The sequence below is a fragment of the Brevundimonas sp. genome (assembly GCF_036402095.1).
Taxonomy (GTDB): domain Bacteria; phylum Pseudomonadota; class Alphaproteobacteria; order Caulobacterales; family Caulobacteraceae; genus Brevundimonas.
This window is the reverse complement of record NZ_DASWTO010000203.1, coordinates 1-23,486: the sequence shown is the minus strand read 5'-3', so window position 1 is coordinate 23,486 and position 23,486 is coordinate 1. Positions and strand designations below refer to the sequence as shown.

Below are 23,486 nucleotides of genomic sequence, written 5' to 3'. Positions count from 1 at the left end.
AGCCGGTCGAAGCGGACCGCGTCCTGGAACAGGGCGTGGGTGCCGATGGCGACCTTCGCCTCGCCGGACGCGAGGGCGGCGAGACGGGCGCGGCGCTCGCCGGGGGTGTCGCGACCGGTGAGGAGGATGGTCGGCACGCCGGCGGCGTCCAGCATCGGAGCGAGCCGCTGCCAGTGCTGGCGGGCGAGGATTTCGGTCGGGGCCATCAGGGCCGACTGGAAGCCGGAGGCGGCCGCGTCGGCGAGCGCCAGGGCGGCGACGGCGGTCTTGCCGGACCCGACGTCGCCCTGCAGCAGGCGGCCCATCTGCTCGCCCGAGGCGAGGTCGCGGCGGATCTCGGCGATGGCCTGGACCTGGGCGCCGGTCAGGTCGAAGGGCAGGGCGGCGAGCACCCGTTCCGAAGGCTCGCCGGGCGCGATGACCGCGGCCGGGGTGATTTGCCGGGCGCGGCGCCGGCGGGCGAGGGCCAGCTGGTGGGCCAGCAGCTCGTCATAGGCGAGGCGCTGACGGGGAGGCGCGTCGGGCTGGAGGTCGGGCTCGGCGGCGGGGGCGTGCAGCGCCTCGAGGGCCACGCGCCAGCCGGGCCAGCGGCGTTTGGCGAGCCAGGCGGGGTCCTGCCACTCCGGCAGCTCCGGCGCGTGTTCGAGCGCAGCCTGGATCAGCTTGCGGATGACGCGCGAGGTCAGGCCCTGGGTGGCGGGATAGACCGGCTCGACGGCGGCGATGTCGCCGGCCTGGGCGGGGGTGAAGACGTCCGGATGGACGATCTGCACCTCATTGTTGAAGCGCTCGACCTTGCCCGAGACCAGCCGGCGCTGACCCCTGGGAAGCAGGCGGTCGATGTGCTGGGCCGAGCCGCCGAACCAGATCAGGTGGACGAAGCCGTCGGCGTCAGAGGCCCGGACCTTGATCGGCGCGCCGGGCTTGCCGGGCACGATCAGTCGATCCACGACGACGTCGAACACGCCGACGAGCCCCTCCACCGCCGTGGTGGCGGTCATCGGGCGGCGCACGACCAGGCCCGAAGGCGACAGGAACAGCAGGTCGCGGACCAGCGGCCCGGCCAGTTTCTGCACGAGCGGCAAGATTTTCGGCCCCACGCCTTTCAGCGTGGAGACCTCGGCGAACAGGGGAAAGAGACTCGGCGGCCGCATCAGCGACAGCATAGCTGGCGAAAGCGCGTCTGGAACGCTATCTCACCGCACTCATTGTCGAGGGCCGCCCTTCGGGGCCGGCGGTCGACCCGAACCGACCGGGCAAGGAAGCTTGTGGCCGATATCGACGCACGTCTGAAAGAGAGATTGGGCCGCATCGCCTTCAGGGCGTGGCGGCGGGGGTTCCGCGAAGCCGACCTCGTGCTGGGCCCGTTCGTGGATCAGGTCGGGCCAGACCTGACCGGCGAGGAACTGGATTCCCTGGAGGCCCTGCTGGGGCAGGATGACGACCACAGTCTGTACGCCTGGATCATCGGCGCGGAACCGACGCCGGCGGAGCACGAGACGCTGGTAATGAGGAAAATCCGGGCCTTCATGCGCGATCACGTCGCCGCGGCGGTGGCGGAGGGCGCAGGCTGATGGACGCGCAGGTCTCGAAACGCGCCGATCAGGAACTGGGCGGGGCGCCGGAGGGGCTGGACGCCCTGACGGTGGCTGAACGGTTGCGGGCCGACGGGGGCGTCGGCGCCTTCATCGCCCGTGACTACGCCCGCATGGGCGAGTTCGTGCAGGCCTTCCGGTTCTTCGCCGCCGACATTGAAGTGGTGGAGTTTCCGGCCTGGGACTGCCTGCCTTACGACCGGCTGAGCCCGACCTCGTCGGTGTCGGCCGAGCGGATGGCGGCCCTGACCCGGCTGGCCCAGCGCGCGCCCGACGACAGTAAGCCCCTGCTGCTGGTGACCACGGTCGGGGCGGCGATGCAGCGGACGCCGCCGCGCGAGGTGACCTGCGGCGCCGGGTTCGAGACCACGGTCGGCCTCGACCTCGATACGGCGGCGCTGGAACGGTATTTCGCCGCCAACGGCTACATGCGCGCCTCGACGGTGTCGGAACGCGGCGAGTTCGCGGTGCGCGGCGGGGTCATCGACGTCTATCCGCCGGGCTTCGAGGAGCCGGTGCGGCTGGACATGTTCGGCTCGGAGCTGGAGTCGATCCGCACCTTCGATCCGGCGACCCAGCGGTCGACGGGGCAACTTCGGGACGTGTCGCTGGCGCCGGTGTCCGAGGCGCTGCTCGATCCCGACAGCATCTCGCGCTTCCGCACCGGCTATCTGGAGCTGTTCGGGGCGGCGGGCGACGACCCGCTGTACGCGGCGATCAGCGAGGGCGCGCGGCGCCAGGGCATGGAGCACTGGCTGCCACTGCTCTACGCCCGGCTGGAGACGCTGTTCGACTATCTGCCCGACGACGCCCGGCTGTTTCTCGACAACCAGGTCGAGGCGGCGCGGGCCGAGCGCTGGACCCTGACCAGGGACGCCTACGACGCCCGGCGCGACGCGGCCATGGGCAAGGGCGGGGCGGCTTACCGGGCCCTGCCGCCGGAGCGGCTGTATCTGCCGGAGAGCGACTGGAACAGCGCCCTGGCCGGACGCTGGGTGCGGCGGCTGTCGCCCTTCCACGGTCCGGGAGAGGACGCCGGCGGGCGGCTGGGGCGCAGCTTCGCGGCCGAGCGGGCGCAGGACAGCGTCAATCTGTTCGAGGCTGTGGCGCGGCACGCCGAGGCTCTCAAGACGGCCGGCAAGCGGGTGCTGTTCGCGTCCTGGACCGAAGGCTCGTCCGAACGGCTGGCCTCGATGCTGGCCGACCACGGGCTCGAGCATGTGGTGGCCGTGCGCGACTGGGCAGACGTCCAGACGGCGCCGAAGGATCTGTATCTGCGCGGCGTGCTGCCGGTGGAGCACGGCTTCGAGACCGACGACATCGCCGTCATCTCGGAGACCGACATCCTCGGCGACCGGCTGGCGCGGCCGAAGAAGAAGCGGCGGGCGTCGAATTTCCTCGCCGAGGCCTCGGCCCTGACGACCGGCGATCTGGTGGTCCACCTCGACCACGGCATCGGCCGCTACGAGGGGCTGAAGACGCTGGAGATCCAGGAGGCGCCGCACGACTGCCTGGAACTGCTCTACGCCGGGGAGAGCAAGCTGTACCTGCCGGTCGAGAACATCGACCTGCTGACCCGCTACGGCTCCGAGGCCGAGGGCGTGCAGCTGGACCGGCTGGGCGGCGCGGGCTGGCAGGCCCGGAAGGCCAGGGCGAAGCAGCGCCTTCGCGACATGGCCGAGGGACTGATCGCCCTGGCGGCCAAGCGGTCGCTGCGGACCTCCGACGCCATCACGCCGCCGCAGGGGCTGTTCGACGAGTTCTGCGCCCGCTTCCCGTACGAAGAGACCGACGACCAGCTGGCCGCCATCGGCGACGTGCTGGAGGACCTCGGCAAGGGTACGCCGATGGACCGGCTGATCTGCGGCGACGTCGGCTTCGGCAAGACCGAGGTGGCGCTGCGGGCCGCCTTCGTGGTGGCCATGACCGGCCAGCAGGTGGCCGTGGTCTGCCCGACGACCCTCCTGGCGCGGCAGCATTTCAAGACCTTCAGCGAGCGGTTCGCCGGCTGGCCGGTCAAGGTTCGGCACCTGTCGCGGATGGTGACGGCCAAGGATGCGGCGGAGACGCGGGCGGGGCTGAAGGACGGCTCGTTCGAGATCGTGGTAGGCACCCATGCGGTGCTGAGCGAACAGGTCGGGTTCAAGGACCTTGGCCTGGTGATCGTCGACGAGGAGCAGCATTTCGGCGTCAAGCACAAGGAGAAGCTGAAGTCCCTGCGGGCCGATGTGCACCTGCTGACCCTGACGGCCACGCCGATCCCGCGGACGCTGCAGATGGCGCTGTCGGGCATCCGCGAGATGTCGATCATCGCCACGCCGCCGGTCGATCGGCTGGCGGTGCGGACCTATGTGACGCCGTGGGACCCGGTGCTGGTTCGCGAGGCGCTGCTGCGCGAGAAATACCGCGGCGGGCAGGCCTACTACGTCGTGCCGCGCCTGAGCGATCTGCCGGACATCGAGAAGTTCCTCCGCGAGCAGGTCCCCGAGATCAAATTCGTGGTCGGCCACGGCCAGATGTCGCCAACCCAGCTGGAAGACGTGATGAGCGCCTTCTACGACGGCAGCTACGACCTGCTGCTGTCGACCACCATCGTCGAGTCGGGGCTGGACGTGCCGACGGCCAACACCCTGATCGTGCACAAGGCCGACATGTTCGGGCTGGCCCAGCTTCACCAGATCCGCGGCCGGATCGGGCGGGCCAAGGCGCGGGCCTTCGCCTATCTGACCACCCCGCCCGAGAAGCCGATGAGCCTGTCGGCCGAGCGGCGGCTGCAGGTGCTGCAGTCGCTGGACAACCTCGGCGCCGGCTTCCAACTGGCCAGCCACGATCTGGACCAGCGCGGCGGCGGCAATCTGCTGGGCGACGAACAGTCGGGCCACATCCGCGAGGTCGGCGTCGAGCTGTACCAGCAGATGCTGGAGGACGCGGTGGCCGAGCTGCGGCAGGCGGGCGAGGGCGGGGGCGTCGTCGACCGCGGCTGGTCGCCGGCGATCAACGTCGGGGCGGCGGTGCTGATCCCCGAGGACTATGTGCCGGACCTGAACGTGCGGCTGAGTCTGTATCGCCGTCTGTCGGACGCCGAGAACAACGAGACGCGCGAGGCGCTGGCGGCCGAACTGATCGACCGGTTCGGCCCCCTGCCGGACGAGGCGCGGCAACTGCTGCGCATCGTCGGCATCAAGGCCAACTGCAAGACGGCCTGCATCGAGCGGATCGACATCGGCCCCAAGGGCGCGGTGCTGACCCTGCGCAACAACGAGTTCCCCAATCCGACGGGTCTGGTCGGCCTGATCCAGAAGAACCACGCCTTCTGGAAGATACGGCCGGATCAGAAGATCGTGGTCAAGGGCGACTGGGACACGCCGGAGGAGCGGCTGAAGGTGGCCGAGCGGATCACCACCGATCTGGCGCGGGTCGCGGGAGCCGCCTGAGGTGCGCATCCGGGAGGCGACGGAAGCGGACTGGCCGGCGATCTGGCCGATCGTCGAGGCCGTCGTGCGCGTGGGCGAGACCTACACCTATCCGCGCGACCTGGACGAGGCGGGCGGGCGGGCGCTGTGGAACCCGCCGTCGTGGGTCGTTCTGGTCGCGGTCGACGAGGCCGGCGCGGTGCTGGGCACGGCCAAGTACGGACCGAACCAGATGGGCCCGGGGGCGCATGTGGCCAACGCCAGCTTCATGGTGGCGGAGTCTGCGCGGGGCCGTGGCGTCGGCCGCGCCTTGGGCGAGGCCGTGATCGCGCGGGCGAAGGCGGACGGCTACCGGGCGATGCAGTTCAACGCCGTGGTGGAGGCCAACCGGAGCGCCGTCCATCTGTGGAAGGCGCTGGGGTTCGAGATCATCGGCACGGCGCCCGAAGCCTTCGACCATCCGGGCGAGGGGCTGGTCGGGCTGCACATCATGTACCGGCGGCTCTGAGCGTCAGCAGCCGGGTTCGACGGTCTCGAAGCGCGGATCCCACCACGCCTGCCAGCGGGTCTTCAGATCAGCGAGTTGCTCTTCCGACAGGCCGTAGGTGGTCAGGGTCAGCATGGTGGAGCCGCGAGGCTTCTTGTCGGTGGGCGGCTGGTCGACGACCACCAGCAGGCCGTCGCCCCAGGCGTCGACGGTGACCCCGATCTGATGGCGGGCGGTGAACCAGACCTGGCCGGAGGCCTCCGCGTCCGGGCCGAGCGGCATCGACCACGGCTCGCCCGGCGCCGGGGCGGCGTCGAGACCCAGCAGCGACCGGGCCAGACGGTCGGCGCGCGGCGGGCCGGAGAAGAACAGGGTGCGGCGGGGCTGACCCGGGTGGCGGGCGAAGGCGAAGGCCAGTTGCCAGGTGAAGGAAATCCAGCCCTCGATCATGCCGTCGAACACGTCGGTCCATGTTCCGGCCGGGGCCGAGCGGACCACCCGCACGAGGCTGGCCTCTCCGCGCGCCTCGACTTCGTAGCGGTCGTTGACGCCGACGAAGGTGACGGTACGGCGCGATTCGTCGGCCTCCGCATGGGTGACGAAGATGAAGTCGATCTCGTCCTTGAGGCCGTCGGTTTCCCAGCCGAACCAGTCCTTGATCTTCGCCGGGTCGCGCAGGGCGGCCCAGACTGCGTCGGCCGGGGCGGGGACGGTGACCTCGACGAGGACGTGGTCTTCCATCGGCTTGTCGGCGGCTTCGGTCATGGCGGTCAGTTCCTTGTCGGGGCGGGTCGGGCCACCGCCGGATGGGCGGCGGCGGTGAGGCGGTAGCGCCGCCCCGAGGGCGCGGCGTATTTGCGGGCGAGGGCGGCGACGGCGTCGGCCACCTCGCTGGTGAAGGCGTCGAACTCGGCGGGGGCGGCGAAGCACACGTCGGCCTCGACCGTCAGGGTCAGGAGGCGGGCGCCCTCGGCCTCGGCGGCCTGACGCATGCGGGCGACGTCGCGGACCATGGCCGAGGCGGTGGAGATCAGATGGTCGGCGGCATGACGGTCCTGCGCCTCGACCGCGTCGGGATCGGGCGGGGCCTGAAGCAGGGCCGGGTCCAGCACATACTGTTCGGCGGCGACAAACAGGCGTTCGGTGAAGCCGCGCTTCTTCCGCTCGCCGGCGAGCCGGATCAGGCCGGCCCCTTCGAGCGCCTTGAGATGGTGGCCGATCTTCTGTCGGGGCATGCCCAGCTGCCCGGCCAGGCCGGCGGCCGAGGCGGGTTGGACGAGGGCCGCGAGGATGCGACGCCGGATGGGGGCCAGCGCCACCAGGGCGGTGTCCAGATCGTCGAGCAGGGCGGAGGGCCGGGCCGTCATGGCCCGAACCTGCATTAGACAACTGCAGTTGTCAAATGGCCGTCAGACGGAGGCACGGATGTCCTTCGAGGCCCGTTCGAGCACCGCGGCGGGGGATTCGTCGGGCCCGACCTCGGCGACGCCGACCTCGAACTCGACCACGAATGGGGAGCGGTCCGGCCCGGCGTCGAAGGCGGTGCAGCCGATGACGGCGGCGATCCGGTCGGCGGCGATGCGGCCGGACGGCCCGCGCGTGGCGGGCAGGGCGAGGGCGAACACGTCGGGCGACAGGCGGGCGGCCGTGTCCTCGGTGCGGATCAGACGGGATACCATGGCCCCGATCTGGGGCAGGGCGCGATCCAGCCAGCCGCCCTTGCGGGCCTCGGCCACGGCCGGGGTCTCGGACACCCGAAGCACGACGACGGAGAGGGGGCGGCGGCGCAGGCGCGCACCCTCGGCCACCCGGGCGAGATGGCTGGCGAACAGCTCGGGGGTGAACAGGCCGGTGGCCGGATCCGTCAGGCCGGAGCCGCGGGCGCTTTCCAGGGCCCGCCGGATGGCGACGTGGCGGCGATGATGGCGGGCGAGGGCGACGATCCGCTCGGCCGTCTCCTCCTCCGGCGTGTCGGCGGCGGCGACGTCGGCGAAGCCGCGGTTGTAGAGCTCCGACAGATTGATCTCGCCGGAGCCGCGCAGATAGAGCACCGCGGGGATATGGTAGAGGCGGGTGTTGCGCTTCATGCCCGAGGCGATCGACAGGGCCGGGGCGTGGTCTTCGGCGCCCCACAGGACGGCGGCGTCGAATGGCCGCTCATGCAGATAGTCGAAGGCGGTGTAGGGCGTGGGCGCCGCCACCACGTCGCAGCCGTGAGCGATCAGGGCGTTGGACAGGGCCAGGAAATGGCGGTCCGGCTTTCCGGCGGCGAGGATTCGCAGGGGGCTGGCGTCCTCCTCGGTCCGCGGCAGCGGTTCGCCCCGGGCGGCGAAGGTGGCCTCGCGCAGCGTGACCTCCTCCTCGGCGATGGCGGCCCGGACGAGGTTCTCGAGGCGCAGGGCGGCCTGGGCGGCGTGCGGCGGGCCTGACATGGCGATGTCGGCGACGCCGGCGGGCCAGTCGAGCGCCTCGGGGCCGATCGCCATGACCGGCAGCCGGCGCGGCGCCACGGTCTGGCGCAGGGCGGCGACTCCGGCGGCGGCGTCCGGAAGACGGGCGTCGAGAACCACGGTTTCAAGCGGCCAGTCGATCAGGACCTGCACCGCTCCGGCCAGCGAGCGGGCGGTGACGGTGCGCCAGCCCAGCGCGTCCAGTCCCTGGCACAGGGAGCCGATCAGGTCGTCATCAGGGGCGACGACCAGGATGCGCGGATCGGAAGTCAAGGCGGCGTCTCCAGCAGCCCCCCACCCGGGCCGCGCTCTCAAGCGGGCGGACCATAGCGAGGGTCGCCGTGGCGAGGCAACCGGCGCCGCAATCCTTTCCCCAGCGGCGAATTGCGTTAAAGGAGCAGCATCGGAGGCGGGACGGGATATCGGTTTGCAGGCCAGGACGGATATGAAGGACGCCGTGCGTTGGGCGGCGCCGGCGTTGTGGGGACGGCTGGCGGTCAAGGCGTTCTCGCGCAGCTGGGGCCGGGACGTCATGCTCTACACCGGCGGGGTGTCGTTCTTCGCCCTGCTGGCCGTGTTTCCGGCCATCGCCATCCTGATCGGCTTCTACAAGGCGGTCCTGTCGATCGGGCAGGTGAGCGAACAGGCCGCGGCGCTGGCCGACGTCATGCCGCACGCGGCGCGCACCATCTTCATGACCGAGATCGACCGGCTGGCCAACGCTTCCGCACGGACGGTATCGGCCCAGAGCGCCTTCGCCCTGATCATCGGCGGCTATGCGGCCCATCGGGGATTCAAGGCCTTGCTGGCGGGACTTAATCTCATTCACGATGAGACGGAGCCGCACGGCTTCCTCAAGTTCAACCTGTTGGCCTTCTTCGTGGCCCTGTTCGCCTTCGCCCTGTTCACCGTCGTATCGGGCGCCGTGGTGACGTCGCGCCTGCTGGAACATACCGGACCCGGGGCCGCCGCGGACAACGGCGGCGGCGTGGCCTTCGTGGGCCTGTGGCCGGCGCTTGGGCTCGGCGTCGGCCTGACCATGCTCTACCGCTACGCCATGTCGCACCGGACGCCGGTGGCGTGGTTTCCATCGATCGTCGGCGGGATCGTGGCCACGGTGATGTCGACCATCTCGTCGTGGCTGTGCGCCATCTATGTCGAGCAGATCGCCCCGCTGGGGGCCACCTACGGCTCGGTCGGCGCCATCGTCGTGCTGCTGATCTGGCTGTCGTGGAACGTCAACGCCATCTTCTACGGCGGGGCCTTCGCCACCGAGATGGAGATCGTCCAGCGGTCGAGCGGGGCGCCGGAGCTGGAGCCGGCCGACCCCCTGCCGGACTCGGTCGTCAGCCTGTCGGAACGGCGGGCGTCTCGACGGCGATAGTCAGGACGCCGTCCGCCTCCACGATCGAGACCACGCGACCGCCGACGCCGGCCATCAGATGGGGCACGTCGATGCGGGCCATCGGGTCGGTGGCCAGCAGGGTCAGGCGGGCGCCGGGGCCGGCCTCGCGCAGGGCCTTCTGCAGTTTCAGACTGGGGGTGGGGCAGCGGTGGCCGCGGGCGTCGACGATCATGCGCCGATCCGGTCCAGCAAGAGCTCCAGGGCGACGCGGACGCTCGCGAGCCTGACCGCCTCGCGGCCGGTGTCGCCGAAGCGGCGCTCGACGTGGATCACGCCGGCGGGACCCGCCGCGGCGAAATGCACCAGGCCGACCGGCTTGTCCGGCGAACCGCCGCCCGGGCCGGCGACGCCGGTGACCGCGACCGACACCTGCGCCGCCGACCGGTCCAGCGCCCCTGTGGCCATGGCGCGGGCGACGGACTCCGAGACGGCGCCGTCGCGCGCGATCAGATCGGCCGAAACGCCCAGCAGGTCGCTCTTGGCGGCGTTGCTGTAGGTGACGAAGCCCCGCTCGACGGCGGTGGACGATCCCGGAACGGCGGTGAGGGCGCCGGTGACCAGGCCGCCGGTGCAGCTTTCGGCCGTCGCGAGCATCAGACCCCGCAGGGATGCGGCTTCGATGACCTGACGGGCGAGGGATTCGACGTCGGCGGGGAACATCAATCAGGGCCTTCCGAAGCGGCGGCGAGTCGGTTCAGGGTAGGGCGATGCGCCCGGGGACGGCGCCAGCATACGGGGCGGGCATGACCGACACCACTGACGATCCGGGCCTCGGCGCCGGCGGCCGCGCCGCGCCGATGCGACCGGCCGACCGGCTGACGCCGCTGCTGTTCGCCCTGGCCATCTTCACCTCGGCCTCGCTGGTGTTCGTGGTCCAGCCGATGGTCACCAAGCTGGTTCTGCCAATGCTCGGCGGTTCGCCGGCGGTGTGGAACACGGCGATGGTGTTCTTCCAGGCGGCGCTGCTGGCCGGCTACCTCTACGCCCACCTGCTGCAGCAGATCGCCTCGATCAAGGTGCAGGTCGCCGTCCACCTCGTCCTGCTGCTGCTCGCGGCGCTGTTCCTGCCGCTGCACATCAACGGCTGGCTGGGCGATCCCGACCCGGCCGCGCCGATCGGATGGCTGCTGGCCACCCTGACCCTGTCTGTGGGCGCGCCGTTCGCGGTGCTGTCGGCGACCGCACCCTTGTTGCAGGCCTGGTTCGCGCGGGTCAGGGCGGGCTATCCCGACGGCAAGAACCCCTACGTCCTCTATGCGGCGTCCAACCTGGGCAGCTTCCTGGCCCTGCTGTCCTATCCGTTCTTGATCGAGCCGCTGACCAATCTGCTGGCGCAGCGGATGGGGTGGAGCGGGGGCTATGCGGCCTTCCTGCTGATGGTGGCGGTGCTGGCCTTCGTGGTCTGGAGCCGGCGGCTGGACCGCAGCGCCGAGCCGGCGCAGCTGGCGACCACGGCGCCGATCCCGTGGCGCGAGAAGGGCGTCCTGATCCTGCTGGCCGCCGCGCCGTCCAGCCTGATGCTGGGCGTGACGGCCCACCTGTCGACCGACGTCGCCTCGGCCCCCTTCCTGTGGGTCATTCCGCTGGCGCTGTATCTGCTGACCTTCGTCATCGCCTTCCAGGCCCGCCCCTGGATCCCGCTGCCCATCACCCTGGCGGTGCAGGGCGCGATCGGCGCGGTGTGCGTGCTGCTGGTGGCCTTCCGGACGCTGGAATGGCCGATCGCCTTCGCGGTGCACATCCTCGCCTTCTTCTTCGCCGCCCTGATGTGCCATCAGACCCTGGCGGCGCGGCGGCCGCCGCCGGACCGGCTGACCGAGTTCTATCTGCTGCTGTCGATCGGCGGCGTTGTCGGCGGAGCCTTCACCGCCCTGCTGGCGCCGGTGATCTTCAACATGGTCTGGGAGTACCCGCTGGTGCTGGTGCTGGTCGGTCTGGCCCGGCCCTGGGGCCGGGGGCCGCTGCGCGCCGAGGAGAAGGGGGCCCTGGTCGCGGCGGCCGTGTTCGCCCTGCTTCCGGTGCTGTTGTCGGCGTGGATCACCTATGACGACGCCGCGCGCGCCAAATTCTATGAGATCTCGCCCTTCGGACTGGACCAGCTGGCGCTGTGGATCCTCGGCCCGGTGGCGATCTGCGCCTTTCTGCTCAGAGACCGGGCGCCGGCCTTCGTGGCCGTGCTGGCGATGATCGCCCTCTCGTCGCAATACGTCGTCCGGGTCTATGACTGGAGCTATTCGGAGCGCAGCTTCTTCGGCGTCATGCGGGTGGCGAAGATTGATGACCAGCGGATGGGCGGCGATGTCCATGTGCTGATGCACGGCACGACCCTGCACGGGGCCCAGGCGCGCGACCGCGAATTCGACTGCCAGCCGACCCTCTACTACCACCCGATGACGCCGATCGGGCAGGCGGCGACGATCGTGGGCGAGCGCGGGCCCGCGAACATCGGCGTCGTCGGTCAGGGATCCGGCGCCATGGCGTCCTACAAGCGCGCCGGGGACAGGCTGACATTCTTCGAGATCGACCCGATGGTCGACCGGATGTCGCGCGACCCGCGCTGGTTCACCTACATCTCTGACTGCGCGGCCGGCGAGGTCCGCACCGTGCTGGGCGACGCCCGCCTGACGCTGAACCGGGAACCGGCGGGGTCGTACGACCTGCTGATCATCGACGCCTTCTCGTCCGACGCCGTGCCGACGCATCTGCTGACGGTGGAGGCCATCGAGGGCTATCTGAAGCTGCTGAAGCCGAACGGCGTAGTGCTGCTGCACCTGTCGAACCGCAATCTCGACATCACCCTGCCGGCCATCGCGGCGGCGCGGGCGCTGGGCAAGCCGAGCCTGCACAATCTGTACCTCGAGGACGGATCCATGCCGGACATGGCCATCGCCTCGACAGAGGCGCTGGTCATCTCGCCCAGCGAGGCGGGTCTGGCCGACTTCCGCACGCATCCGGACTGGGCCGCCTCGCCGGCCACGACGGTGCGGCCGTGGACCGACGACTACGTCAATCTGTTCGGCTCTCTGTGGCGCGCCTTCCGGCCGCCGCCCGAGCGGCCGACCTAGGCGGGCAGGTCGATTGTCGCCACGGCCTGGGCCGCGAGACCTTCGCCGCGGCCGGTGAAGCCCATCGCCTCGGTCGTGGTCGCCTTGACGCTGACGGCGTCGAGCGGGAGCGACAGCAGGGCGGCGAGGCGTTCGCGCATGGCCTGGCGATGCGGCTTCACCTTGGGCCGCTCGCAGATCAGGGTCACGTCGACATTGACGAGCCGGCCGCCGCGAGCTTGCAGCCGCTCGACGGCGTGGGTCAGAAACCGGTCCGACGCCGCACCCTTCCATTGCGGATCGGTGGGCGGGAAATGGTCGCCGATGTCGCCGTCGCCCATGGCTCCGAGGATGGCGTCGGTCAGGGCGTGCAGGCCGGCGTCCGCGTCGGAATGGCCGATCAGGGTCTGGTCGTGGGCGATCTCGACGCCGCACAGCCAGACCGACGCGCCCGGTCCCCAGCGGTGGGCGTCGAAGCCCTGGCCGACGCGGGTCCGACGCGGAATCAGGGCCTCGGCCATGGCGAAATCCTCAGGGAAGGTGAGTTTCATCAGACGCGGATCGCCGGCGACCATGGCTACCGCCTGCCCGGCGGCGCGGGCCACCTCGACGTCGTCGGTCGGCGCGGCGACGCCCGCCCAGCCGGCGTAGGCGTCACGGAGCCTTCCCAGCCGGAACCCCTGCGGCGTCTGGGCCCGCCACAGGCCGTCACGGTCGACGGGATCGCCCATCAGGCCGTCGGCGCCCCGGCGCAGGCTGTCCGCGACCGGCAGCACGGGGAGGGCGGCCGGATGCGCCTCGAGGGCGGCGAGGACCCGGCGGATCGTCGCCGCGTCCAGCAGCGGCCGGGCGGCGTCGTGGATCAGCACCCGGGCGTCAGACGGCGCCGTCAGGGCGTTCAGGCCGGCCTGTACGGAGGCCGCGCGCGTGTCGCCGCCGGCGACGGCGAACCAGCGGTCCAGTCCGGCCAGCGCCTCCGCCGCCCGGGCCTCGTCGCCGGGCGCGACGACCACGGCCAGCTCCGACGCGCCCGCGGCCAGCAGGGCTTCGGCGGACCAGCGCAGCACGGGCCGGCCGCCGAGGTCGCGCCATTGCTTGGGGCCGCCTGCGCGGGAGCCGGTCCCGGCGGCGACGATGACGGCGAAGAAGCTCATGGCCCGCTTGTAGACACGCCATGCCGCCCTGACGAGTGCCCGGCGGGAGACGCCCGGCCTGTTTGACAGCCGGCCCCGGGCGGGCGAGCGTGACCGTGGGGAGGACGTCCAATGAGCCACGCCATGCTGCAACCGGTCATCGCCCTGGTGCTCTGGTCGATGGTGATGTGGGCCTGGCTGTACGCCACCCGCCTGCCGGCGATGCTCCGGGCCCGGACCCCGCTGGACGGCAATCTGCCCCGCGACGTCATGCTGGGCGGCCTGCCGCCGCGGGTGCGGTGGAAGGCCGACAACTACAATCACCTGATGGAACAGCCGACGCTGTTCTACGCCACGGCCCTGACCCTCGCGCTGCTGGAGCAGGGCGACGGACTCAATCTCGGTCTGGCCTGGGCCTATGTGGCGCTGCGGGTGGTTCACAGCCTGATCCAGGCGCTGGTGAACCTGATCCCGCTTCGCTTCGCCGTCTTCATGGCGGCCAGCGTGGTGCTGGTCGTTCTGGCGCTGCGAGCCGCATCCGCCCTTATCTGAGGTCGCCGCGGGGTTGGACCGGGCGACGCAAAAGCCCTATCTGCCCGGCCATGCGCAACGGCCTCCAGATCGGCGACGTGTGGGTGCCCGGCCGGGTGCTGACCGCGCCCATGACCGGCATCACCGACCTGCCGTTCCGGCGGCTTGCAAGCCGGTTGGGCGCGGCCTATGTCGCCACCGAGATGGTCGCCGCCGCCGAACTGGCCCGGGCGCGGTCGGACGTGGTGCGCCGCGCGGCGGTGGGCGAGGGACTGCCGCTGACGGTGATCCAGCTGGTCGGGCGCGATCCCGCCGCCATGGCCGAGGGCGCGCGCATGGCCGAGCGCGCCGGAGCCGACATCGTCGACCTGAATTTCGGCTGTCCGGCCAAGGAGGTCACCGGCTCAGCCTGCGGCTCGGCCCTGATGAGGACGCCCGACCTGGCCTGCCGGCTGATGGAGGCGGCGGTGAACGCCACCTCGCGGCCCGTCACCGTCAAGATGCGGCTGGGCTGGGACGACTCCAGCCGCAACGCGCCCGAGCTCGCGCGGCGGGCCGAGGCGCTCGGCGTCAGGGCTGTGACGGTGCATGGCCGCACGCGGCAGCAGTTCTACACCGGCGTCGCCGACTGGCGCGCGGTCGGCGAGGTCAAGGCGGCGGTGCGCGTGCCGGTGATCGTCAACGGCGACATCGTCACCGCCGGGGACGCGCGCGCGGCGCTGGAGCAGTCGGGCGCGGACGCGCTGATGCTGGGGCGCGGGGTCTACGGCCGGCCATGGCTGGCGGCGCATCTGGAGCGGGCGCTGGCCGACGGGACGGTGCTGCAGGAACCCGGGGCTGAAGAGCGGCTGGCCATCGTGGTCGAGCATCTGCGCGCCTCGGTCGCCTTCTACGGCCTGCCGCTGGGGTTGAAGATGTTCCGCAAACACCTCGGCTGGTACGTCGAGCAGGCGCCCTGGCCGGCCGATCCGGTGGAGCGGCGGGCGGCCAAGGCGCGGCTTTGCCGGCTGGCGGAGCCGCACGAGGTCGAGGCCGCCCTGGCGGAGCTGTGGCGGACAGTGACGCTTTCAGGCAACTCAGCTGTTGATATTGAGCCACAGTTCGCCGAAGCTGGAGCGGCATGACGGACACGCCCTCCACGGCAGCCGAACTGGACGCCGCCCCGCTGCGCGGGCCGGCGCGCTGGTTCGCCGGCTGGTCCGAGGAGCGCCGGCGCAACACCTTCCTGATCGCCTACACCGTCGCCTTCCTGATCACGGTAGCGGCCATCTGGCTGGTCGCGGTGGCTCCGGGCGCGAGCGGCGAGGGCGCGCGCGGCATGGCCAGCCAGGCCGTGCTGGCGACGCTGGGCGTCAACCTGCTGCTGATCGGCGGGCTCGCGATCGTCGTCGGACGCCGGGTCTTCTCGCTGTTCCAGCGCCGCACCCACGCCGGCGCCCGCCTGCACCTGCGGTTCGTGACCCTCTTTTCGCTGGTGGCGCTGGCGCCGGCGGTGCTGATCGCACTGGTCTTCGGCGTGCTGGTCAACCGGGGCGTGGATCAGTGGTTCAGCGACAACGTCAAATCCGCCGTCGATAACGGCGCCCTGATCGGTGAAGCCTATCTGGACGACGTGTCCGACGAGATGGACGGCGATCTGCGGGTGATTTCGGATCAGCTGGCCGGAGCCCGGCCGCTGTTCGAGAACCGCATCCAGTTTTCCGACGCCCTGACCCAGATCGCCGACCTGTTCGGCTATCCCGCGATCTACATCCTCGGCTCCGAGGGCGAGGTTCTGGCCAGCGGCGAAGCCCCGGGCGCTCCGCCGTACGTCGCGCCGCCGCGCGTCGTTCTCGAGGCCGCGAACGAGGGCGGAGAGCCGCCCCAGCAGGTGACGGAGAACCCGGACGCGGTCCGGTCGCTCATCGCCCTGCCGGCGTTCGGGGACGCCTATCTGTATCTCGTCCGGCCGTTGCAGCCCGGGCTGATCGCCCAGATGCGCAACGGCGAGGCCGCGATCGTCGCCTATCGCGAAGCCCGCGCCAGCCGCGACCGCATCCAGGCGGCCTTCGCGCTGAGCTACATCGAGACCGCGCTGCTGGTGCTGGTCGGCGCCGTCTGGCTGGGCATGTCGGCGGCAAGCGCCATTTCCGCCCCGATCGGCCGCCTGGTCGAGGCGGCGGACCGGGTGGCCGGCGGCGACCTGACCGCGCGCGTCGAGGGCGAGGACGGTCCGGGGGAAATCAAGAACCTGACGGCCGCCTTCAACCGGATGACCGGCGACCTCGAGGCGCAGCAGGCGGCGCTGAGGGCCGCCAGCGAGGAAGCCACCGGACGAAGCCGCTTCATCGAGACGGTGCTGTCCGGCGTCTCGGCCGGCGTGATCGGGGTCGACAAGCGCCGCCGCGTGTCGGCCATCAACGACAGCGCCGTCGAGCTGCTGGCCCTGTCCGACGCCCGGATCATCGGCCGCCCCCTGGGCGAGGCGGCGCCGGAACTGAGCGAACTGGCCGGCCGGGCCGAGGCGCACATCGAGGAAGAGATCGACGTCAGCCGGGGCGGCGAGACGCGGCGGCTGCGCGTACGGATCGAGGGCGGCGTCGGCGGCGAGATGGTGCTGACCTTCGACGACATCACCCGACTGGTCACCGCCCAGCGCAACGCCGCCTGGCGCGACGTGGCGCGGCGCATCGCCCATGAGATCAAGAACCCGCTGACGCCGATCCAGCTGTCCGCCGAGCGGCTGAGGCGGCGTTACCGCAAACAGGTCGGCGACGACGTCGAGGTGTTCGACCGCTGCACTGAAACCATCATCCGTCAGGTTGGCGACATCGGGCGGATGGTCGACGAATTCTCGTCCTTCGCCCGCATGCCGGCGCCGCGCTTCACGGCCGAGAACCCGGCGGAGCTGCTTCGCGAGGCCGTCTTCGCCCAGCGGGTGGCGGCACCCGACATCGGCGTCGAACTGATCGAGCCGCTGCCGGCGGTCGTACTTCACGCCGATGGGCGGATGGTCGGCCAGGCCCTGACCAACCTCCTCAAGAACGCCGGGGAGTCGGTGGCGGCGCGGCGGGCGGCGGCGCCGAAGCGGGAGGACGGCAAGCGCCCGGGGGTCTCGGCGCGGCTCGAGGTCGCGGACGGCCTGGCCACCTTCATCATCGAGGACGACGGCGTGGGCCTGCCCGCGAAGGACCGCGACCGGCTGACCGAGCCCTATGTCACCACCCGCGAGAAGGGCACGGGCCTCGGCCTCGCCATCGTCAAACGCATCTGCGAGGAGCATGGCGGCGAGCTGAAGCTGGCCGACGCCGAGCAGCTGTCCGGCGCCCGGGTGTGCCTGGTCTTCCCCCTGAAATCTCCACTGCAAGCGGCCGCGGCCGGGGGCAAGGACGCGAAGTCGTCCCGGCCCTCGATCGTCGCGGCCGGTGAATAGCGAGGCGACATGCGATCCACGGGAGCCGATATTCTGGTCGTCGACGACGAGGCCGACATCCGCGAGCTGGTCTCGGGCCTGCTTGAGGACGAGGGTCACGCCGTCCGCACCGCGTCCAACTCCGACGAGGCGCTGGCCGCCATCCGCGCCCGCAAGCCGTCTCTGGCCCTGCTGGACATCTGGATGCAGGGCGGCGGGCTGGACGGGCTGGAGTTGCTGGACGTCATCAAGGGTCTCGACCCCGACCTGCCCGTGGTGATGATCTCCGGCCACGGCAATATCGAGACGGCGGTCACAGCGCTGCAGCGCGGGGCCTATGACTTCATCGAAAAGCCGTTCAAGTCCGACCGGTTGGTGGTGGTTGTTCAACGCGCGCTGGAGGCGTCTTCGCTGAAGCGCGAGAACCGGCGGCTGCGCGCCCAGGTCGCGGCGCCGACCGGTTTCATCGGCCGCTCGGCGGCGGCCCAGGCGCTGCGCAGCACCATCGCCAAGGTCGCGCCGGCCAACAGCCGCGTGCTGATCTCGGGCCCGCCCGGCAGCGGCAAGGAGCTGGTGGCGCGGCAGATTCACGAGGCGAGCGCCCGCGCGCGCGGCGAGTTCGTGGCCATCGCGGCGGCGGGCATGACGCCTGAGCGCCTCGACCTCGAACTGTTCGGGGAGGAAGGCCACGACGGCCGCCCGAGCAAGATCGGCGTGTTCGAGCGGGCCCACAACGGCACCCTCTATCTGGACGACGTCGGCGACATGCCGCGCGAGAGCCAGAGCCGCATCCTGCGCGTGCTGGTCGAGCAGCGATTCCGCCGGGTGGGCGGCGAACAGGACGTGCAGGTCGACGTGCGGGTGATCACCTCGACCTCGCGCGACCTGAAGCAGGAGATCGCCGAAGGTCGTTTCCGCGAGGACCTGTTCCATCGACTGAACGTGGTGCCGATCCGGGTGCCGGCGCTGGCGGAACGGCGCGAGGACATCCAGGAGCTGGTCGACTATTTCATCGAGACCCTGGCGGCGTCGCAGGGGCTGCCGCGCCGGCGACTGGGCGACGACGCCATCGCCGTGCTGCAGGTCCACCCGTGGCCCGGCAACGTCCGCCAGCTGAGAAACAACGTCGAGCGGCTGCTGATCCTCGCCACCGGGGATCCCAACGAGCCGATCGGCGCCGACGCCCTGCCGCAGGAGGCGACCAGCGCCGGATCGAGCGGCTCGCTGGGCGCCGAGCGCATCATCGCCCTGCCGCTGCGCGAGGCGCGCGAGGTGTTCGAGCGGGAATATCTGGCGGCGCAGATCATGCGCTTCGGCGGCAATATCTCGCGCACGGCCGCCTTCATCGGCATGGAGCGGTCGGCCCTGCACCGCAAGCTGAAGTCGCTGGGCGTCTCGCCCGCACGCGGGGCCATCGACGACGAGGAAGAGGGAGCGGTCGAGGCATGAGCCGCGTCGCCTACGTCAACGGAACCTATCGCCCGCACGCCGATGCGACCGTTCATGTCGAGGACCGCGGCTTCCAGTTCGCCGACGGCGTCTACGAGGTGTGGTCGGTGTTCGACGGCCGGATGGCCGATTTCGACGGCCACATGTCGCGGCTGCACCGCAGCCTGGGCGAGCTGCGCATCCCGATCCCGATGTCCCGCGAGGCGCTGGAGCGGGTGCTGAAGGAGACGGTGCGGCGCAACCGGGTCCGCGAGGGGCTGGTCTATATCCAGGTCACACGCGGCACGGCGCGGCGCGACCATCCGTTCCCGGCCGAGGGCACGCCGCCGAGCGTGGTCGTCACGGCTCGCTCGCTGCCGCTGTCGAAGGGAAACGCGGCGGCGGCGAAGGGCGTGGCCGTCATCACCCATCCGGACATCCGCTGGGGCCGCTGCGACATCAAGACCGTCGGCCTGCTCCCCACTGTGCTGGCCAAGCAGGCGGCGAAGGAACGCGGCGCCGCCGAGGCGTGGATGGTCGACGAGATGGGGCTGGTGACCGAGGGCTCCTCGACCAACGCCTGGATCGTCGACGAGACCGGCAAGCTGCGCACGCGCGACACGCAGTCGAACATCCTGCACGGGATCACGCGGGCGGCCGTGATGCGGATGGCCGCCGACGAGGGGCTGGAGGTCGAGGAACGCGCCTTCTCGGTCGACGAGGCGAAGCGCGCGAGGGAGGCCTTCTACACCTCGGCCAGCGGCTTCGTGATGCCGGCGGTGTCGATCGACGGGGCGAAGATCGGCGACGGCAAGCCGGGGCCGGTGGCGACGAAGCTGCGGGCCCTGTATCTCGATCAGGCGCGGCGCGAGGCCATCTAGACGTTGCGGCTTCGAGGCCGGGGTGGCTAAGGTGAGGGACCGGGCGCTCGATCCGGTCCCGACCGCCCCCCTTGGCCGGCGCAACAATCAAGAACAGGCTGAACCTGCCATGTCGCAAGACAAGTCCAAGAACCTCCAGGACACCTTCCTCAACAGCGTCCGCAAGACCAAGACGCCGCTGACCATCTTCCTCGTCAACGGGGTCAAGCTGCAGGGCATCGTCACCTGGTTCGACAACTTCTGTGTGCTGCTGCGCCGCGACGGCCAGTCGCAGCTGGTCTACAAGCACGCCATCTCGACCATCATGCCGTCGGCGCCGGTGCAGCTGTACGAGCCGGAAGCCGACGAGGACTGACGCCGGACCTTTCCGTCGTCCGGGCCTGACCCGGGGCCGGAGACCAATGCGGACTGCCGCCGGGGATGGCCCTATGGCCAGCGGGCGCCTATCTGTCGTCCAGCACCGGACAGTCCGATCCTCGGGTCAAGCCCGAGGATGACGACCTAGAGAAAGCAGCACGCCCCACTTGGCCACCCAACTGATCGACCACGCCGTCCCGCTGATCCGGGCCATCGTCATCCACCCCGACGGCCGCAGCGAGAGCTCGCGGCTGGCGGAAGAGCGGCTGGAGGAGGCCGCCGGCCTCGCCCGGGCGCTGGACCTCGACGTCCGCGCCGAGGAGATCGTGCGCATCCGCAAGCCGACGCCCGCCACCCTGTTCGGCTCGGGCAAGGTGGAGGAGCTGGCGGCGTTGGTCCGGGCCGCCGAGGCCGAGGCTGTGGTCGTCGACGACCAGCTGACCCCGGTGCAGCAGCGCAATCTGGAGAAGGCCTGGGAGTGCAAGGTCATCGACCGCACCGGCCTGATCCTCGAGATCTTCGGCCGCCGGGCGCGGACCAAGGAAGGCCGGCTGCAGGTCGAGCTGGCGCGGCTGGACTACGAGCGGTCGCGGCTGGTGCGGACCTGGACCCACCTGGAGCGTCAGCGCGGGGGCACCGGATCGACCGGCGGCCCCGGCGAGACCCAGATCGAGCTCGACCGCCGTCTGATCGCCGACCGCATCGTCAAGCTGAAGGCCGAGCTGGAGGAGGTGCGCCGCACCCGCGGCCTGCACCGCAAGCAGCGCCAGAAGGCGCCGTTCCCGACGGTGGCCCTGGTCGGCTACACCAACGCCGGCAAGTCGACGCTGTTCAACCGGCTGACCGGGTCGGACGTGGTGGCCAAGGACCTGCTGTTCGCCACCCTCGACACCACCCAGCGGACCATCCGCCTGCCCCAGGGCCGGCCGGCCATCGTCGCCGACACCGTCGGCTTCATCTCCGACCTGCCGCACGAACTGGTCGAGAGCTTCCGGGCGACGCTGGAGGAGGTGGGCGAGGCCGATCTGATCCTGCACGTCCGCGACATCGCCAGTCCCGACAGCGACGCCCAGCGCAAGGACGTCGAGGCGGTGCTTAAACAGATCGAGACGCCAGAGGGTAGGACGCGCCGGGTGCTGGAGGTCTGGAACAAGATCGACCTGCTGGACGCGGATGCGCGCGAGGCGGTGCTGGGCCAGGCCGAACGGCTGCGGGCCCAGGGCGAGGCCGTGGCCGTCTCAGCCTGGACCGGGGAGGGGATCGAGGCCCTCCGCCAGGCCATCGCCGGCCTGATCGACGACGATCCGGAGACGGAACTGGTGCTGGACCCCTCACAGGGCGAGGCCTTGGCCTGGCTGTACGAGAATGGCCGGGTCACCGGACGCGAGACGGACGACGAGGGGCGGACCCATGTGACGGTCCGGCTGCACCCTGCCGCGCTCGGCCGGTTCGAGCGCCAGTTCCCGGCGTCCTGATCGGCCCGCGCCGGTCGCGTCCTTGGCTGTCAGGCCGCCGGGTCGCTCGTCCCGGGCAGTGTCGCCTCGACCAAAGGGCGCGTCTCGGCGCCGGTCAGAACGGGGATGACCTCGAAGGTCACTCCTGCGCCGCGCCAGCCCAGAATCCAGGCCTGCAGCCGGGCGAGGTCGTCGCACCGCATCAGCTGGAAGCAGCGGGCGAAACCGGCTTCGACCCAGCTGTCCACGAATTCGACGCCCTCGGGCAGCATTCGACCCCGTTCGCGCAGCCGCTCATAGACGGGCGCCATGTCGTTGTCCCGGAAGGTCTCAATGATCATGAACAGCATCGCCCAACTCCTCTCGGCCGGTCCTTGCGAACCTATCGCCGCTCCGCCGCCTTCGCCGCGTTCCACAACCCGTCCATCTCGGCGAGGTCGGATTGCTCCGGCGTCCGACCCGCCTTCGCCAGTTCGGCTTCGATGAAGGCGAAGCGGCGGACGAATTTGGCGTTGGTTCCGCGCAGGGCGTCCTCGGGCTCGACGCCCAGCTTGCGGGCGAGATTGGCCATGACGAAGAGCAGGTCGCCAATCTCCTCCCGGGCCTTCTCTACGTCGCCGGCTGCGAGTTCGGCGCGAAGCTCCGCCACCTCCTCGACGAATTTGTCGAACACCTCGTCGGTCGAGGGCCAGTCGAAGCCGACGCGGGCGGCCCGTTTGGTCAGCTTGGCGGCGCGGGCGAGGGCGGGCAGGCCGACGGGGACGTCGTCCAGCACGCCGTGCTGCGCCTTCGCCTTGCGCTCGTCGGCCTTGATGTCCTCCCAGCGGGCCTTCTGGGCGGCGCCGTCGGGCTTGGCCGCCTCGTCCCCGAATACGTGCGGGTGGCGGCGCTCCAGCTTGTCGGCGATGGCGTTGGCAACGTCATCGAAGGCGAACAGGCCCTGTTCCTCGGCCATGCGGGCGTGGAAGACGACCTGGAACAGCAGGTCGCCCAGTTCCGACTTCAGCTCGTCCCAGTCGCCGCGTTCGATGGCGTCCGCGACCTCATAGGCCTCCTCCAGCGTGTAGGGGGCGATGGTCTGGAAGGTCTGTTCGACATCCCACGGACAGCCGTCGACCGGGTCGCGCAGCCGGGCCATGATGGCGTTGAGCCGATCGACAGGACTCACACGGCCTCTCCGTCGCGGGCGGCCAGCCGAGCCCGGATGTCGGCGTGCCGCTCGGGCGTCAGCGGATAGATGCGCAGGACCAGGGCCGAGATCAGGAGCAGGACCACGGGGGCGGCGATGAACAGCCACTGGAGGCCGAGGATCACGTCCGGATCGTTGACCGCGCCGGGGGCGGCGTCGAAACCGATCCACTCCAACACGGCGAAGGCGCCGACCGACACGGCGTAGCCCAGCTTCGAGGTGGCGTTGAGGATCGAGAACAGCAGGCCGGTCCGGTCCGCGCCGACATCGAGCCGGATGGCGTCCGAGGCGTCGGCCATCATGGCGCGCAGCAGCAGGTCCGCCGCCCCGAAGGCGAGACCCGCGCCGAACATCGCGCCGAGAGCGGCGGGGAAGTTGCCCGCCGGGACCAGCAGGGTGGCGGCGGCGAAGCTGACGGCGAAATAGACGCTGCCGACGGCCAGGGCGCGGTGCTTGCCGATGCGCGTGGCCAGCACCGCCCAGATCGGCGCCCCGACCAGACCGGCGACGAAATAGACCAGCAGCAGGATCGACGTCTGCTCGCGCTCGAAGCCGCGGGCCTGCTCGAAGAAGTAGAAGAACAGCACGCCGATCAGGCCGCGCGCGGCGCCCAGCATCAAATCCGACAGCAGCAGGCGGCGCAGCACCGGCTTGGCGATCAGCGCCAGCGTGGCGCCCAGACCGCCGTGCGGCGGCGGGGTGACGTTCTTCGGCTCGGGCGTGAAGAC

Annotated in this window: 22 protein-coding genes; 12 read left to right on the top strand and 10 right to left on the bottom strand. The window is 71.0% G+C overall.

Going from position 1 to position 23,486, the window contains the following annotated elements; all coding sequences use genetic code 11:
* On the bottom strand, positions 1-1,076 hold a 1,076-nt coding region (locus VGD32_RS13400), incomplete at its 3' end, for a DEAD/DEAH box helicase (RefSeq protein WP_331032379.1).
* A 225-nt stretch (positions 1,077-1,301) separates the two neighbouring features.
* Here VGD32_RS13400 and VGD32_RS13395 point away from each other — a divergent pair.
* From VGD32_RS13395 to VGD32_RS13385, 3 genes are read left to right on the top strand one after another with little or no spacing between them, the layout of a single operon-like run.
* The gene (locus VGD32_RS13395; RefSeq protein WP_331032377.1) at positions 1,302-1,574 is read left to right on the top strand and encodes a succinate dehydrogenase assembly factor 2; all 273 of its coding nucleotides are present in this window, start codon (positions 1,302-1,304) and stop codon (positions 1,572-1,574) included.
* The gene (gene mfd, locus VGD32_RS13390) at positions 1,574-5,029 is read left to right on the top strand and encodes a transcription-repair coupling factor (RefSeq protein ID WP_331032376.1); all 3,456 of its coding nucleotides are present in this window, start codon (positions 1,574-1,576) and stop codon (positions 5,027-5,029) included. The genes VGD32_RS13395 and mfd overlap by 1 nt, the downstream gene beginning before the upstream one ends.
* 1 nt (position 5,030) lies before the next feature.
* Positions 5,031-5,516: a GNAT family N-acetyltransferase gene (locus VGD32_RS13385; RefSeq protein WP_331032375.1), complete on the top strand. Its 486-nt coding sequence runs from the start codon at positions 5,031-5,033 to the stop codon at positions 5,514-5,516.
* A gap of 3 nt (positions 5,517-5,519) precedes the next feature.
* Here VGD32_RS13385 and VGD32_RS13380 read toward each other — a convergent pair whose 3' ends face one another.
* From VGD32_RS13380 to VGD32_RS13370, 3 genes are read right to left on the bottom strand one after another with little or no spacing between them, the layout of a single operon-like run.
* Positions 5,520-6,260, bottom strand: a complete 741-nt coding sequence (locus VGD32_RS13380; RefSeq protein WP_331032374.1) for a hypothetical protein — start codon at positions 6,258-6,260, stop codon at positions 5,520-5,522.
* 5 nt (positions 6,261-6,265) lie between these two features.
* Positions 6,266-6,862, bottom strand: a complete 597-nt coding sequence (locus VGD32_RS13375; RefSeq protein ID WP_331032373.1) for a winged helix-turn-helix domain-containing protein — start codon at positions 6,860-6,862, stop codon at positions 6,266-6,268.
* Positions 6,863-6,904: 42 nt separating this feature from the next.
* On the bottom strand, positions 6,905-8,218 hold the full coding sequence (locus tag VGD32_RS13370; protein WP_331032372.1) for a diguanylate cyclase domain-containing protein: 1,314 nt from the start codon (positions 8,216-8,218) through the stop codon (positions 6,905-6,907).
* Between the two features lie 172 nt (positions 8,219-8,390).
* On the opposite strand from VGD32_RS13370, the gene VGD32_RS13365 reads away from it, so the two are divergent.
* Positions 8,391-9,329 carry a YihY/virulence factor BrkB family protein gene (locus tag VGD32_RS13365; protein WP_414644423.1) on the top strand — a complete coding sequence of 313 codons (939 nt, stop codon included), beginning with the start codon at positions 8,391-8,393 and terminating at the stop codon, positions 9,327-9,329.
* Here the strand turns inward: VGD32_RS13365 and VGD32_RS13360 are convergent.
* Positions 9,292-9,522 carry a sulfurtransferase TusA family protein gene (locus tag VGD32_RS13360; RefSeq protein ID WP_331032370.1) on the bottom strand — a complete coding sequence of 77 codons (231 nt, stop codon included), beginning with the start codon at positions 9,520-9,522 and terminating at the stop codon, positions 9,292-9,294. The two genes, VGD32_RS13365 and VGD32_RS13360, sit on opposite strands and share 38 nt — an antisense overlap.
* Complete coding sequence (locus VGD32_RS13355; RefSeq protein ID WP_331032378.1) at positions 9,519-10,010, bottom strand: CinA family protein; 492 nt, start codon at positions 10,008-10,010, stop codon at positions 9,519-9,521. Before VGD32_RS13355 ends, VGD32_RS13360 begins: the two co-directional genes overlap by 4 nt.
* 83 nt (positions 10,011-10,093) lie before the next feature.
* On the opposite strand from VGD32_RS13355, the gene VGD32_RS13350 reads away from it, so the two are divergent.
* Entirely contained in the window at positions 10,094-12,415 is a 2,322-nt protein-coding gene (locus VGD32_RS13350) for a fused MFS/spermidine synthase (RefSeq protein WP_331032369.1), read from the top strand.
* Here VGD32_RS13350 and VGD32_RS13345 read toward each other — a convergent pair.
* On the bottom strand, positions 12,412-13,548 hold the full coding sequence (locus VGD32_RS13345; protein ID WP_331032368.1) for a bifunctional 2-C-methyl-D-erythritol 4-phosphate cytidylyltransferase/2-C-methyl-D-erythritol 2,4-cyclodiphosphate synthase: 1,137 nt from the start codon (positions 13,546-13,548) through the stop codon (positions 12,412-12,414). The genes VGD32_RS13350 and VGD32_RS13345 overlap by 4 nt on opposite strands.
* Before the next feature lie 111 nt (positions 13,549-13,659).
* Here VGD32_RS13345 and VGD32_RS13340 point away from each other — a divergent pair, with 111 nt between their 5' ends.
* From VGD32_RS13340 to hflX, 7 genes are all read left to right on the top strand, one after another.
* Positions 13,660-14,079: an MAPEG family protein gene (locus VGD32_RS13340; protein ID WP_331032367.1), complete on the top strand. Its 420-nt coding sequence runs from the start codon at positions 13,660-13,662 to the stop codon at positions 14,077-14,079.
* A 50-nt stretch (positions 14,080-14,129) separates the two neighbouring features.
* On the top strand, positions 14,130-15,182 hold the full coding sequence (gene dusB, locus VGD32_RS13335; protein WP_331032366.1) for a tRNA dihydrouridine synthase DusB: 1,053 nt from the start codon (positions 14,130-14,132) through the stop codon (positions 15,180-15,182).
* Complete coding sequence (locus VGD32_RS13330) at positions 15,179-17,470, top strand: PAS domain-containing sensor histidine kinase (RefSeq protein WP_331032365.1); 2,292 nt, start codon at positions 15,179-15,181, stop codon at positions 17,468-17,470. The genes dusB and VGD32_RS13330 overlap by 4 nt, the downstream gene beginning before the upstream one ends.
* 9 nt (positions 17,471-17,479) lie before the next feature.
* Positions 17,480-18,898 (top strand): sigma-54 dependent transcriptional regulator, encoded by a 1,419-nt coding sequence (locus tag VGD32_RS13325; protein ID WP_331032364.1) that lies wholly within the window; start codon positions 17,480-17,482, stop codon positions 18,896-18,898.
* The gene (locus VGD32_RS13320) at positions 18,895-19,758 is read left to right on the top strand and encodes a D-amino-acid transaminase (protein WP_331032363.1); all 864 of its coding nucleotides are present in this window, start codon (positions 18,895-18,897) and stop codon (positions 19,756-19,758) included. Before VGD32_RS13325 ends, VGD32_RS13320 begins: the two co-directional genes overlap by 4 nt.
* A gap of 109 nt (positions 19,759-19,867) precedes the next feature.
* The gene (hfq, locus tag VGD32_RS13315; RefSeq protein WP_055830158.1) at positions 19,868-20,113 is read left to right on the top strand and encodes an RNA chaperone Hfq; all 246 of its coding nucleotides are present in this window, start codon (positions 19,868-19,870) and stop codon (positions 20,111-20,113) included.
* 169 nt (positions 20,114-20,282) lie between these two features.
* Positions 20,283-21,590 (top strand): GTPase HflX, encoded by a 1,308-nt coding sequence (gene hflX, locus VGD32_RS13310; RefSeq protein WP_331032362.1) that lies wholly within the window; start codon positions 20,283-20,285, stop codon positions 21,588-21,590.
* A gap of 29 nt (positions 21,591-21,619) precedes the next feature.
* Here hflX and VGD32_RS13305 read toward each other — a convergent pair whose 3' ends face one another.
* From VGD32_RS13305 to VGD32_RS13295, 3 genes are all read right to left on the bottom strand, one after another.
* Positions 21,620-21,919, bottom strand: coding sequence for a DUF3303 domain-containing protein (locus VGD32_RS13305; RefSeq protein ID WP_331032361.1), 300 nt, complete (start codon positions 21,917-21,919; stop codon positions 21,620-21,622).
* A gap of 32 nt (positions 21,920-21,951) precedes the next feature.
* Positions 21,952-22,737: a nucleoside triphosphate pyrophosphohydrolase gene (mazG, locus tag VGD32_RS13300; RefSeq protein ID WP_331032360.1), complete on the bottom strand. Its 786-nt coding sequence runs from the start codon at positions 22,735-22,737 to the stop codon at positions 21,952-21,954.
* The coding region (locus VGD32_RS13295; RefSeq protein WP_331032359.1) for an MFS transporter at positions 22,734-23,486 on the bottom strand (753 nt) is incomplete at its 5' end. The genes mazG and VGD32_RS13295, both read right to left, overlap by 4 nt.